A 12754-nucleotide genomic window follows, 5' to 3' on the forward strand; every position below is an offset into this window, starting at 1 on the left:
AAACCCAACGCGACCACGCGCAGAGGAATATGATCTGCAGTTTTCCGGTCCCTTTGAGTAGGCAACGACGGGCCAGTGGCAGGACCACAGACCAGCTCACCAGGTGACGGAAAGGGCCTTTCGGCCCATTCGGAACTTTCGACGAGATCCCCACCGCTGCGGCGCGGCTACCCCGACGCGGCCATCGGCTTAGGCACGCACCATTGTTCGAGCACTTGAAGTTGGCTTCGCGACTATCCTCCGCTGTCGCGCTATCATCGCACCAATGCAGATGAATCGAATGGTGCATATGATCTTCGCGACGGCAGCAATTCTTGTTGCCGTGCTTTCCGTCACGATGCTCGAACGGCAGCGCACGGGCGTCGCGTCCGAGACGCTGACCCTCGCAGAGACCCCTGTGACGATCTGGCGATCAGATAACGCCGATGGCGGCCCGCTCGTGGTCGTGGCGCACGGCTACGCCGGATCGCGGCAGATGATGCAACCGATCTCGATCGCCTTGGCGCGATCAGGTTTCGTCGTTGCCGCATTCGATTTTTACGGCCACGGTCGCAATTCGGAGCCGATGTCGGCCAATGTCACCTCACTGGAGGGCACGACGGAACAACTGGTGACCCAGACCATCGCCGTGTCGCGTGCGGCGGCTGGATTGCCGGGCGTGACGGGTGCGGTGTCTCTGGTCGGACATTCGATGGCAACCGACGTCGTGATCCGCGCGGCGGAGCGGCTTGAAGGTACCGCTGCAGTCGTGGCGATTTCAATGTATTCCGATGCCGTCACCCCCGAGGCGCCCGAACGTTTGCTGATCGTGTCAGGTGCGCGGGAAGACCGGCTGCGCAAGGTCGCACTCGACCGCCTTCGCCAGCTCGATCCGGACGCGACCGAGGGAGAGACGGTCGCGCTCGGCCCTGTCGCGCGTCGCGCCGTGTCCGCCCGGTGGGTCGGCCATGTCGGTGTGCTCTACAGCCCGTTCACCTTGACCGAGTTGCGCGACTGGATGGCCGGGGCGACCGGACATGCGTCTCACGGGTCGCTGCCCCACATTGGTCCGTGGCTTATGGCGCTACTGGCGGCGCTCGTCGCGCTGATGTGGCCGCTCAGCACGGTGCTGGGACCAACCGTGCCTGGTCCGGCGCGGCAGGGCCGTCGGGCATGGGTGATCCTCGCAGCGCCCATTGCACCAGCCCTTCTGGCCGTGACGATCATCCCGCCGGGCGCAGGGGGGCTCGTCGCGTTCGGCGCCTTGACCGCATTCTTCGGAACCTGGGGGGTGATCCAGATTGCGCTTTGGTGGCGGTCCGGAGTTCGCCCGCAAAGCATCCGCTCACTGGCGGGCCTGCTTCTTCTGATCTGGGGCCTGTGTGTCTTTGCGCCCGCCCTGGACCGCTACGGGGCGGCGTTCGTCCCCACCGGCCCGCGCCTTTGGCTCATGGGCGGCCTGATGTTCGGGACCATCCCGTTCTGTTTGGCGGATGCGTTGCAGGTCGCGCGATCCTGCCGGATTGCGGCAATGGTCCAAAGGCTCCTGCCGCCGGCGATCCTGCTCTGCGCGATGTTGATCTCCCCCAGGCTCGGGATCGCGTTCACCGTGCTTCCTGTGATGGTTCTGTTCTGGCTTGTCTACGGGCTCGCGTCGCGCTGGGTCAGAGCCCGCAGCGATCCATGGTCAACGGGGCTCGTTATGGGTGTCATCCTTGCATGGGCCGTCGCGGCCAGCACCCCGTTGGTGGCGTCCTGACATTCAACCTCTCGCCACCGCGACGATTGGTGGAACTGGCTGATACGGTCGCGACCGGCCCTCTCCGGACATTCACGAGGCTTGCCATGGCTGCGCCGCAGCTTCCCCGAACCGGCCCTTCGTGGCAACGTGCAGCATCGTCGTCCAGCCCGAGGTCGGCGGAGCGGACCGAACAGCCGTCTGGCGAATAGAGCGCTGCGTCGGCTTATCGGGCGAATGCGGGCGTTCGCCGGAGGGGTCTGTACGGAGATCGACCGTTTTCCACCTCGAGAAATTGATATGAAGCCACTTTTTCACTCGCGCCATGGTGACTTCGCCGGCCGAACGTCAGGTGTCAGGTTCCGGGACGAGCATACGTGATCCGTCGCAGAAGCCACTCGAAAGGGCCAACCGCGAAATAGGCCCGCCACATCAGCAGGCTTCCAATCAAACCGACCGTCACCGCGAGGGCGATGAACACGGCGGTGAGCCGGTCCACCGCGCTCCACAACCCCAACCCGTAGCCCGAGAAGATCGTCGACAGAATGATCGACTGGCCGAGATATATGCTCAGGCTCGACCCGCCGGCGGCCAACGCCTGCGCCATGATCGGCCCCGGCGGGCGTGAGACTGCCGCGATCAGCCCGAGATACCCGAGCGTCGCGACCGGTGCCGCGACGACGGTCAGAACGCCACCGGGGACCGGCGGCCCCCATTGCCAGATCGCGGCCCCAGCCAGACCCAGCAAGACCCCCGGTCCAAGGCACCAGTGCCGCGCGCGACGCCAGAGCGGGTGCAGCGCGTCGTCGATCATGCCGCATTTCACCGCCGCGAGCCCGAGGCAAAACCAGCCGAGCGCCGATATCCCCTGGATGATCAGGAAAGACGGCATGATGAAGGCGAAGCCGATGCTGCGGAACAGGACGGCTTCGAGGAAGCCGCCCTCGGTCAGGATCGCGCGCTCCATCGCGACGATGTCCGGCGGCGTCTCCGGCGCGGCGAGCAGGAGCGGCGGCGCGATCAGGGCTTGTGCAACCAGCAACGCCGCGCCGACCCGCACCAGGCGCCGCACCGGCCAGTCCCGGAACAGGTAGAGGATCGATCCGGTAACCGCGTAAATCGTCAGTATGTCGCCCGGGAAGAACAGGCAGCCATGGGCGCCGCCGAGGATCAGAAGGCCTATCATCCGGTTGCGGTAGAGGAGCCCGAAGGGCAGCCCGCGCCGCGCCGCCGAGCGCATCAGGAACCCCAGCCCCACGCCGAACATGAAGGAGAACAGCCCGTACGTCTTCAGGAGCGCCAGCCCGTTGACCAGCCAAAGGGTGATGGCGTCCGGTGCCGTCTCGCCGCCCGGGTCGGCGAAGCTGCCGAGCGCCGAGAACGCGATGTACTGGACGTTGACCACGACGATGCCGAACAGCGCGAAAAGGCGCAGGTAATCCGGCATGAGGGCACGCGGCGACGCGGTCATGATCGCGTTAACGCCGACAGCGCCAGCGTCAGCATTTCGCGGATGCGGGCCGGGTCTTCGCCAGAGGCGCGCTGGGTGATGGCCAGCGCGATCTGCTCGCCCAGGTAGTTTGCCCCGGCCTCGACCGACAGCCCGGCGGGCCACTCCCCGGCATCGCGGGCCGCTTGCAGGAACGCCGCATAGGCCCCCTGCGCGGCCGCGTCGATCTCCTCAACCCGCGCGCGCGTTTCCGGCCCGAGCCGGTGCTTGCCCGCGCGCATCTTGTAGAACAGGCAGCCGGTCTCCATTCGCGGATCGTCGCTGGCGAAGTCGATCAGTGCGGCAAGCGTCTCGCGTAACCCCGTCCCGCTGTGCAGGAGCACGAACATCTCCGACAGCACCTGTTCGGCATATCGATCCAGCGCCGCGCGTGACAGCCCGTCCTCGCTGCCGAACTCGCGATAGAGCGAGGGCTTCGAGATTCCCGCCAGCTGACAGATCGCATTGACCGACACATCGGCGGGGTCGCTCTGCCAATAGGCGGTCATGGCAACGTCGAGCACCTTGTCGGCGTTCATAGTCCGCGGGCGGCCGCGCGCGGGTTTCGGATCGTCGTCATTCATTTGATACCGATCGGTATTTATTTCTTGACAGATAGTCGTTGATATTCGTACCAGTTGGTAACGCCACAGGCAAGCAGGAGAACGATCCATGACAGACACCGGAAGAACGGTCGTCATCACCGGGGCCAGCAGCGGCTTTGGCGCGGCGGCGGTGCGTGCCTTCGCCGACCGGGGTGATCGCGTCTGGGGCACGATGCGCGATGCCGACGGACGGAACGCGGTGAAGAAGGCGGAACTGGAGGCATACTCCCCCCGCATCGCCATCGCCGGGATGGACGTCACCAGCGACGCCTCGGTGACTGATGGCTTTGCTCGCATCCTCGCCGAGGGCCCCGTCGACATCCTGATCAACAATGCCGGCATCATGTATATCGGCATGACCGAGGCCTACAGCGTCGCGCAGGCCGCGGAACAGATGGACACCAACTATTTCGGCGCCATCCGCGCGATGCAGGCGGTGCTGCCGTCGATGCGCGCCGCAGGCAGCGGCCTGATCGTCAACACGAGTTCGATCGCAGGGCGGGTGTCGGTGCCCTTCTTCGGAACCTATTGCGCGACCAAGCATGCGCTTGAGGCCTACAGCCAAAGCCTGCGCTACGAGGTAGCGCCGTTCGGCGTCGACATCGCGCTGGTCGAGCCGGGGCCGTTTCCGTCGAACCTGCTGGCGGCGGGCAAACCTCCGGCGCGGTCCGAGGTTCTGGACGCTTACGGGGAGCTCAAGAACGTCCCCACGGCCATGGTGTCGGGCTTCGCCGACATGCTGGCCAGCGATCAGGCCCCCGACCCGCAGCTTGTCGTCGACGCCTATCTCGGGCTCGCCGACGCAGCACCCGGCAAACGCCCCACACGCACCGTCGTCGGCATCACCTGGGGCGTCGACGAGGTGAACGCCTTCACCCAGCCCCGGCAGGACGCGCTCCTCAAGGAGATGCAGCTCGACGGCGTGCTCGGCGGTGCCGACGCCTGATCCCTAACCCTCAAAGACTTCCAAACCCGAAAGGACCTATCCAATGTTCAAGACACTGATCGCTGCCGCCACGGCGGCCTTGCTGACAACGGCCGCATTTGCCGAGAACCACGCCCACGGCGAACACCATGTCGCCCTGGCGAACGTGGAGTGGGTCGATGCGCCCATCCCCGGCGTGCAACTGGCGCTGGCCTGGGGCGACGACGCCACCGGCGCGGCCTGGCTGTTCAAGATGGACCCGGGCGTCGCGCTGCCGATGCACACTCATACCCACGATTACTGGGGGCTCAGCATCGCGGGAACATGGGTGCATATCGAGGCTGACGGTACCGAGGTTGCGACCGTGCCAGGCGACTATTCCCTGGTCGAAGGCGGCGTCGTACATGCCGACCGCTGCGACAGCGACGTCCCCTGCATCGGCCTGCTCGACTTCACGGGCCCCCGCGACGTCGCGCTGGCCGAGTGACTACAAGACATCGTCCAGCACATTGAACAGAATGCTGCAGTGCTCGGCTCAAGGGGCTGTCGCGTTAGTCGCGGCAGCCTCAAAAAACTCTGAAGCTTTGAAGACTTTTCGAAAGGCTCTTCAGTTCCTCAGCAGTTGGCCTGCCATTCTCAGAGCGAACCATCGCGCAGCCGCTCCGCCAGCGCTTCGCGAGAATGAGGGCGACCCGCCGGGCCTTTGGCTTGGTATCCTGCCGTCCGTAATCAAACGAAGCCGGATACAGGCGCCTTTGCGGGACTGACCGCGAAGGGCTCGGAGGGGTCGTGCGGCAGCGGGTAAGGAAACTCGACTTTTGTCCGCCCTGAATGTCGGCCTTAATCGTTGTTGGGAGATCGGATTGCCACCGCGGCAGATTTCCGCAATCCGCCCTTCTGACAAACGCCACCGATCGAGCCTTTAGCCGAGCGGAAACCGTCAGCTGCGGAAGTGCTTGGACAGTTTCAGCCCCTGGCCCTGGTAGTTCGACTTGATCGCCCGGCCGTAGAGCGCGGCGGGCCGGGCCGACATGCGCTCGTAGACCAGCCGCCCGACGATCTGGCCGTGTTCCAGCACGAAGGGCGCCTCGTGGCAGCGGACCTCCAGCACGCCGCGTGACCCCGCGCCGCCCGCGCCGTCCCAGCCGAAGCCGGGGTCGAAAAAGCCCGCGTAATGAACCCGGAACTCGCCCACCATGGCCAGGTAGGGGGCCATCTCGGCAGCGTACCCGGGGGGGATGCTGATCGCTTCGCGGCTGACCAGGATATAGAAGGCGCCGGGGTCCAGGATGATGCGGCCCTGCGAGGTGCGCACCTCTTCCCAGTAGTCCTCGGGCGCGTGGTGGTTCACCCGTGCCAGGTCCACCAACCCGCTGTGATGCTTGGCGCGATAGCCCACGAGGTCGCCGCTTTCAGGGCGCAGGTCCACCGAGAACCCGAGCCCCTCGGAAATCACCGGGTCGCCGGTGACCACGGGGGTTTCGGCGTGAACAGCGGCCAGTTCGGCATCGCTGAGAAAGGTGTGGCCCTGCCGGAATATGACCTGGTTGAGCGACTGGCCCGGCTGGGCCAGCACCGAGAAGCTCTGCGGGCAGATCTCGGCATAGAGGGGGCCGTCGTAGCCTTCGGGGACGCGGTCGAACTCCACGCCGTCGTCGGTGATGACGCGGGTCATCAGGTCCAGCCGGCCGGTGGAACTCTTGGCGCTCGCAGCGGCTGTCATGCCCTCGGGCAGCCTGAGGTGCTCCATCAGCGGGATGACATAGACACAGCCCTTTTCCAGGACCGCACCGCCCGTGAGGGTGATGCGGTGCATGGTCAGGTCCTCCAGGCGCTGCATCACCGTTCGGTCCCTGCCTGGCAGGAAAGAGGCCCGCACCCTGTAGGCCACGTCGCCCAGTCGCAGGTCGAGCGAGGCCGGCTGCACCTGGTCGTTGAGGATGGGCGAGGCGGCGCCGATGCGCGCGTCAGCGATCATCGCCTTGATCTGGTGGTCGGCCAGGACGCCGGCATCCATCCCCGCTATCATGCTGATCTTCCCCCTGACAGACCTGTGCCGGATGCAAAAGCGCCCGCCGCGCGTGTGCGCCGACGGGCGGTTTTGTTGGTCGGGCTAGCAGGACTCGAACCTGCGACCTTCCGTCCCCCAGACGGACGCGCTACCAGGCTGCGCCATAGCCCGACTAGGCGTGTTACATACTAAATCCGACCCGTACCGCAAGGGCGAATTGGCGATTTGCAGGCCCATTGCCCCGATCAACGCTGAGAGATGCGATCGCGCAGGGCCTGCATCCGGTCCAGCAGGGGGGCGATCTCGCCGGCGCGGGCCTGCAACTGGCGCTCGGGGTCCGGGATGCGCCGCAGCACGTTCATGACGCGGGGCCGCGCGCGCGAGTCGGAATCGGCCGGATCGTCGGGAATCGCGGCCAACAGGGCGGCGGCGGGCGTGCCGGTCTCGGGCGTGTCCCGATCCGGCGAGTCCGGGGCAGGGGCCTGCCCGGGTCGGTCGTGGCCGGCCTCTTCAACGTCCGGGCCGGGGGCAAGCGGCACCACGTTGTCCGCTCCGGGCGGGGCGGCGGCAGAGGCAGGGTGGACATGCGGCGGCGTGGCCTCGGGCGCCGGTGTGGCGCGGGCCGGACGCCGTTCGGGCGCGGCTGGCGCCGGGTCGGGCGCGTTTGCAGGCCCCGCTTCGAGCGCGCCCGTGGCGTCCGGTATTTCTTCCCTGTCCAGCGACCGGCCCATGGCCGCGACATGCTTGATGCCCTTTTCGCGCAGCAGCTTCTGGACCCCCTTTATGGTCATCCCGTCATCATGCAACAAGGCCTTGATTCCACCCAGCAATTCCATGTCCTGCGGGCGATAGTAGCGGCGCCCGCCGGCGCGCTTTACGGGCTTCACCTGGGTGAACTTGCTTTCCCAGAACCGCAGGACGTGGGCCGGGGTATCCAGCCAGTCGGCCACCTCCGAAATGGTGCGGAACGCGTCGCGGGACTTGGTCATCCCCTTGCGTTCCTAGCGCTTGTTGCCATGGGCGACGCGGTCCTTCATCAGGTGGCTGGGCCGGAAGCTCAGCACCCGGCGGGGCGAGATCGGCACCTCTTCTCCGGTCTTGGGATTTCGCCCCATGCGCGCGGCCTTGTCCCGGATCGAGAAGGTGCCGAAGGACGATATCTTGACGTTCTCGCCCTCTACCAGGGCATCGGACATGTGCTGCAGAACGGTTTCCACCAACTCGGCGCTTTCGTTGCGCGACAGGCCGACTTCCTCGTGGACGGCCTCGGCAAGATCCATCCTGGTAAGCGTCTTCTCTGACATACCGTCCCCCTGTTTTGAAATACTTTAGGCCCAGGGCAAAAAGAGAGTCAATAACAGGTACTTGGTCGATGCAATTGAGAGGGGCTTCGCGCTACCAGCGCAGCACCACCGCGCCCCAGGCCAGGCCGCCGCCGATGGCCTCGGTGACGATCAGGTCGCCGGGCTTGATCTGGCCGCGCTGCACGCCGACAGAAAGCGCCAGCGGGATCGAGGCCGCGGAAGTGTTGCCGTGATCCTGCACTGTCACCACCACGCGCTCCATGGGCAGGGCCAGTTTCTTGGCCGTGGCCTCGATGATGCGGATGTTGGCCTGGTGCGGCACCACCCAATCCACGTCGTCATGTGTCAGCCCCGCGCGCGCCAGCGCCGTTTCGGCCGTGGTTGCCAGTTTCTCGACCGCGTGGCGGAAAACCTCCTTGCCCTGCATGCGCAGGACACCCGCGCTGCCCGTGGAGACGCCGCCGTCGACATAGAGAAGATCGCGGAAGCGCCCGTCGGAATTCAGGTCCGTGGCCAGGATGCCGCTGTCGGCGGGGGTGCCCGTGCCCTCGACGCCTTCCAGCACCAGCGCGCCCGCGCCGTCGCCGAACAGCACGCAGGTGCCGCGATCGGTCCAGTCCATGATCCGGCTGAAGGTTTCGGCCCCGATGACCAGCACCCTGTCGGCCTGGCCCGAGGTGATCAGCGCGTTGGCATTTGCCAGCGCATAGACGAAGCCGGCACAGACCGCTTGCACGTCGAAGGCAAAGCCGCTCGTGTTGCCGATTGCCTCTTGCACCATGGTCGCGGCCGAGGGGAACGTCAGGTCGGCGGTCGAGGTGGCCAGGATGACCGCGTCGATCTCGGCGCCCTCCATTCCCGCGTTGGCCAGCGCGGCCAGCGCGGCGCGGGTGGCCAGGTCCGAGGTATTCTCGCCCGGGGCGGCGAAATGGCGCCGCTCGATGCCCGAGCGGCTGCGGATCCACGCATCCGTGGTGTCCAGTGTTTTTTCGAATTCCGCATTAGCGACGACGCGCTCGGGCAGATAGTGCCCGATGCCCCGTACGACAGCCCGGCGTGTCATGTGCTGTATCGGTCCTTTGCCCTCGGCGCGCCGGGTGATGCGGGGGACAAATCCACCGCATGGGGTGCGCCAACTTCCGCACCATCCTGCGCAAGGGCCGCGGCGGATGCAACCCGCGCGGCCAGCCGGTGCGAGAAACCCGAGGCGGCCAATTGATAGGCCATGTCCACCGCCGCCTGAACGCCGGTCGAGTCGGCCGACCCGTGGCTCTTGATGACGGTGCCGTTGAGGCCCAGAAAAACCCCGCCGTTGACCCGGCGCGGATCGATGCGCTTGCTCAGACGGCGCAGCGAGGTTGCCGCCAGCAGCGCGGCAATGCGCGACAGCGGTGTCTTTCGGAAAGCCTCGCGCAGGCGCTGCGAGATCATGTTGGCGGTGCCTTCGCCGGTCTTGAGCGCGACATTTCCGGTAAAGCCGTCGGTCACGATCACGTCCACCCGGTCCGAGGGCAGGTCGCCGCCCTCGACGAAGCCGACATAGTCGTATTCCCCGCGCTCGGCGGCCTTTGCGATCAGGTCCTGGGCGACCTTGAGCTCGGCCCGGCCCTTGTGTTCCTCGACGCCCACGTTGAGCAGCCCGACCCGCGGTCGCGTCAGCCCCATCGAATTGCGCGCGTAGGACGCCCCCATGAGGGCATACATCAGCAGGTCGTCCTGGTCGGCGCGAATGTCGGCGCCGGCGTCCAGCATGATGTTGAAGCCGCTTTCGTTGCGCGAGGGCCAGAGGCAGGCGATCGCCGGACGGTTGACCCCGTCGACCTTGCGAAGCCGCACCATCGAGATCGCCATGAGCGCGCCGGTGTTGCCGCAGCTGACGCAGACCTGCGCTTCGCCCGCGCGCACCGCCTCGATCGCCGACCACATGGAACTGCTGCGGCCCTGTCGCATGACATGGCTTGGCTTGTCGGACATCGCCACCACGTCGGGGGCGTGGCGGAGAGTCACGCGATCCTCGATCCGGCGCTTGCGCACCAGGTCGCGCAACTGCGCCTCGTCGCCGTGCAAGATGATTCGCGCATCGGCGCGCTTCTTGAGGAACCTCGCAAGGCCCGCGACGATCGGCGCGGGACCCTTGTCCCCCCCCATGGCGTCGATGGATAGAACGATGTCCCCGGACGGGTTGCCCGCAGCGCCGGTCAATTTCGACGGTTCTGCCGTGGTCATGTCAACCGATCCGGACCGCGGCTCAGGCCGCGTCGTCGTCCAGATCGATCTCGTCGGCCTGGGCGATCACTTCGCGGTCGGCGTAGTGGCCACAGGCGGGGCAGACGTGATGCGGGCGCTTGAGTTCACCGCACGAGGGACATTCGTTGGGGTTGGCCCCGTCCAGCGCATGATGGGAACGGCGATTGTTCCGGCGCGACTTGGACACCTTGTTCTGATGGACAGCCATGTCTCGACCTTTGCTTGGCTTGGGCCCGCGTGACGCGGGGCCGGCGTGAATTCTGTTCCGATACGGAGACTCGAGCGGGGTCTAGTGCAAACGCCCCAGCCTGTCGAGCCACGATCCCGAAGAGGCCGCGAAAATACTTCGATCGCCAGCTTTGGCAAGCCCTTTCTGGCGCCGCACCGCGGGGCAGGGCTCAGTCAGCGTCGCCGGGGGGGTCGTCGGGATCGCTGTCGCGGCCCGCATCGAGCGCATCGCGCAGCCCCGCCAGTCCGGCGAAGGGCCGCAAGTCCGCGTCGCGCAGCGGAGCCTTGCCGGGCTCGGTGAAGACGGCTTCACCGGTTTCGGCCCCCGCCGCGCGGGGATAGGGCGGCAAGGCCAGGGCCAGCGCCTCGATCATGACCTGCCCGAGATCCAGCGCGGCTGGCAGCGGCTCGGCGCTTTCGTCTTCCGGAATTTCCACCTCGGTTCCCTCGGGCGGGTCGAGATCGGCGAGGTAGGCTCGGGTAAGCTCTTCGTCGATCCGGGTGGTCACGGGATCGAGCGTGACCACGCAGTCCTGCATGACGGTTGCGCCCAGCTCGGCCTGCAACAGCCAGTCGCGGCCGCCCTTGGGGTAGAGCGCGCCCGCGAAGCGCAGCTTGCGCACCCCCCGAATCCCCAGGGCCGCGGCCACGGCCGCGCAGGCCGCCGGGTCGATGTCCAGTGCGAAGCGGTGCGGCTTGCGCGCGGGAAGTTCGGACAGTCGGATGATCTGTTCGGGCAGGGTGGCGGGATCGGGCATGGCGGGCTAAGCCTTGAACAGGGCAGACGGTGTAGTGTAACTGCGTTAAAAGCCAAGGCCGCGGGACGCAAGACCGTGACCGCCGGACGGGCGGGCCGAAACCTGAAGGGGAGCCAGCATGAGCAGCACCGGAAAACGGATCAGGACGACGCTCCTCGTGGTGGCCCTTGGCGCCGCGGTCGGATGCACGGCCATCTACCGCACCCACGGTTACATCCCCCCGCAAGAGATCCTGTCGCAGGTCACCCCCGGCGAAGACACCCGCGCGTCGGTCGAAGATATCGCCGGTCCGCCCACCACGGGCAGCGCCTTGGGCGACGGTAACTTCTACTATGTCCAGAGCCGGTTCCGGCATTTCGCTTTCACCGAACCCTCCGAGGTCGAGCGCGAGGTTCTGGCCGTCAGCTTCGACTCTCGCGGCGTGGTGCGCAACATCGAACGCTTCGGCCTGGAGGAGGGCCGCGTGGTGCGCCTGTCGCGCCGTGTCACCGACGACGGCATCCAGGACACCAGCTTCCTTGGCCAGCTTCTGGGTGCGATCGGAAATTTCGACGCGGGCAGCCTGCTCGAAGCGCCGGGGGGCTGACGCCCGGGATCGCATCGGCGCGCGATGGGCTGACCCGGCAGAACAGGGACCCGAAGGTGAGCCAGCCCCCCCTCCTGGAACGTGGGCGCTACACGGCGCGGATTGCCGAGACCGGCGCGGATCTCGACGCGGCGCTTGCCCTGCGCCGGACCTGCTTCGGGCCGGGTGAACGGGCCGGGACGGGCGGCGCGCCGGACCCGGTCGATTCCCTTTGTCGTCACGTGCTGGTCCGCGACCGGGACGGCGCGGTCGCCTGCAGCTTTCGGTTGCGCCGCTTCGAGACAGGCGCGGGGGTCTCGGAAAGCTATGCCGCCAGGTTCTACGACCTTGCACCGCTGGCCGCGCGTTCCGGCCCGCTGATCGAGTTGGGGCGTTTCTGTATCCGGCCCGGTATCGCCGACCCGGACGTGCTGCGGCTGGCCTGGGCGGCGCTCACGGCCCTTGTGGACCGTGCCGGGGCGTCGATGCTCTTTGGTTGCTCGTCTTTTCCGGGCACCGATCCGGCCCCCTATGCCGAGGGCTTTGCCCTGCTGGCCGATCGGCACCTTGCGCCGGAAACTTGGCGACCGGGCCTGTGCGCGGCGCGCACCGTGCCGCTGATGGGCAGGGGCGCACCGGGGCCGGGGGCAGCGGGGGCGCTGCCATCCCTGCTGCGCAGTTATCTCGGGATGGGCGGACGGGTCAGCGATCACGCGGTGATCGACGCGGATCTGGGCACGCTGCATGTCTTCACAGGGCTTGAGATCGCCGCGATCCCGCCCGCCCGAGCACGCGCGCTCCGCCTCATGGCCGGAAGCTCGGGTGAGCGGTGCGTCGGATGGCCGGATGGCATCGGCGCAGATGCGCAGGCCCTTGCAGGCGGCAACGCCTCGGCGTAGCAGGCA

Annotated in this window: 14 protein-coding genes and 1 tRNA gene; 5 read left to right on the top strand and 10 right to left on the bottom strand. The window is 66.9% G+C overall.

The annotated features are described in order from the left end of the window. The first annotated feature begins 289 nt into the window (after nucleotides 1–289). On the top strand, nucleotides 290–1738 hold the full coding sequence (locus VJ897_RS12410) for an alpha/beta fold hydrolase (protein WP_324056007.1): 1449 nt from the start codon (nucleotides 290–292) through the stop codon (nucleotides 1736–1738). Between the two features lie 334 nt (nucleotides 1739–2072). Here VJ897_RS12410 and VJ897_RS12415 read toward each other — a convergent pair whose 3' ends face one another. Beyond that, nucleotides 2073–3188 carry a DUF418 domain-containing protein gene (locus VJ897_RS12415; protein ID WP_324056008.1) on the bottom strand — a complete coding sequence of 372 codons (1116 nt, stop codon included), beginning with the start codon at nucleotides 3186–3188 and terminating at the stop codon, nucleotides 2073–2075. After that, on the bottom strand, nucleotides 3185–3790 hold the full coding sequence (locus tag VJ897_RS12420) for a TetR/AcrR family transcriptional regulator (protein ID WP_324056009.1): 606 nt from the start codon (nucleotides 3788–3790) through the stop codon (nucleotides 3185–3187). Before VJ897_RS12420 ends, VJ897_RS12415 begins: the two co-directional genes overlap by 4 nt. Nucleotides 3791–3878: 88 nt before the next feature. Between VJ897_RS12420 and VJ897_RS12425 the strand changes: the two genes are divergently transcribed. Further along, entirely contained in the window at nucleotides 3879–4757 is an 879-nt protein-coding gene (locus tag VJ897_RS12425; protein WP_324056010.1) for an SDR family oxidoreductase, read from the top strand. A gap of 43 nt (nucleotides 4758–4800) precedes the next feature. Continuing rightward, the gene (locus VJ897_RS12430; protein WP_324056011.1) at nucleotides 4801–5223 is read left to right on the top strand and encodes a cupin domain-containing protein; all 423 of its coding nucleotides are present in this window, start codon (nucleotides 4801–4803) and stop codon (nucleotides 5221–5223) included. A 453-nt stretch (nucleotides 5224–5676) separates the two neighbouring features. Here VJ897_RS12430 and VJ897_RS12435 read toward each other — a convergent pair whose 3' ends face one another. From VJ897_RS12435 to VJ897_RS12470, 8 genes are all read right to left on the bottom strand, one after another. Beyond that, the gene (locus tag VJ897_RS12435) at nucleotides 5677–6753 is read right to left on the bottom strand and encodes a 2'-deoxycytidine 5'-triphosphate deaminase (protein WP_324056012.1); all 1077 of its coding nucleotides are present in this window, start codon (nucleotides 6751–6753) and stop codon (nucleotides 5677–5679) included. An 88-nt stretch (nucleotides 6754–6841) separates the two neighbouring features. Then, nucleotides 6842–6918 (bottom strand) — tRNA-Pro (locus VJ897_RS12440). A gap of 74 nt (nucleotides 6919–6992) precedes the next feature. Further along, a complete protein-coding gene (locus tag VJ897_RS12445; protein WP_324056013.1) occupies nucleotides 6993–7736 on the bottom strand; it encodes a MerR family transcriptional regulator in 744 nt (247 codons plus the stop codon). Between the two features lie 12 nt (nucleotides 7737–7748). Beyond that, on the bottom strand, nucleotides 7749–8051 hold the full coding sequence (gene ihfA, locus VJ897_RS12450) for an integration host factor subunit alpha (RefSeq protein WP_324056014.1): 303 nt from the start codon (nucleotides 8049–8051) through the stop codon (nucleotides 7749–7751). A gap of 91 nt (nucleotides 8052–8142) precedes the next feature. Then, the gene (locus VJ897_RS12455; protein ID WP_324056015.1) at nucleotides 8143–9114 is read right to left on the bottom strand and encodes a beta-ketoacyl-ACP synthase III; all 972 of its coding nucleotides are present in this window, start codon (nucleotides 9112–9114) and stop codon (nucleotides 8143–8145) included. Continuing rightward, nucleotides 9111–10277, bottom strand: a complete 1167-nt coding sequence (gene plsX / locus VJ897_RS12460) for a phosphate acyltransferase PlsX (protein ID WP_324056016.1) — start codon at nucleotides 10275–10277, stop codon at nucleotides 9111–9113. Before plsX ends, VJ897_RS12455 begins: the two co-directional genes overlap by 4 nt. Nucleotides 10278–10299: 22 nt before the next feature. Continuing rightward, nucleotides 10300–10506 carry a 50S ribosomal protein L32 gene (gene rpmF / locus VJ897_RS12465; RefSeq protein ID WP_084862078.1) on the bottom strand — a complete coding sequence of 69 codons (207 nt, stop codon included), beginning with the start codon at nucleotides 10504–10506 and terminating at the stop codon, nucleotides 10300–10302. A 190-nt stretch (nucleotides 10507–10696) separates the two neighbouring features. Beyond that, nucleotides 10697–11284 (bottom strand): YceD family protein, encoded by a 588-nt coding sequence (locus VJ897_RS12470; RefSeq protein ID WP_324056017.1) that lies wholly within the window; start codon nucleotides 11282–11284, stop codon nucleotides 10697–10699. A gap of 118 nt (nucleotides 11285–11402) precedes the next feature. On the opposite strand from VJ897_RS12470, the gene VJ897_RS12475 reads away from it, so the two are divergent. Beyond that, a complete protein-coding gene (locus VJ897_RS12475; protein ID WP_324056018.1) occupies nucleotides 11403–11870 on the top strand; it encodes an outer membrane protein assembly factor BamE in 468 nt (155 codons plus the stop codon). Nucleotides 11871–11926: 56 nt separating this feature from the next. Next, nucleotides 11927–12748 (top strand): GNAT family N-acetyltransferase, encoded by an 822-nt coding sequence (locus VJ897_RS12480; RefSeq protein WP_324056019.1) that lies wholly within the window; start codon nucleotides 11927–11929, stop codon nucleotides 12746–12748. Nucleotides 12749–12754: the final 6 nt, after the last annotated feature.

Origin of the sequence: Salibaculum sp., from assembly GCF_035270045.1 — a bacterium.
Taxonomy (GTDB): Bacteria; Pseudomonadota; Alphaproteobacteria; order Rhodobacterales; family Rhodobacteraceae; genus Salibaculum.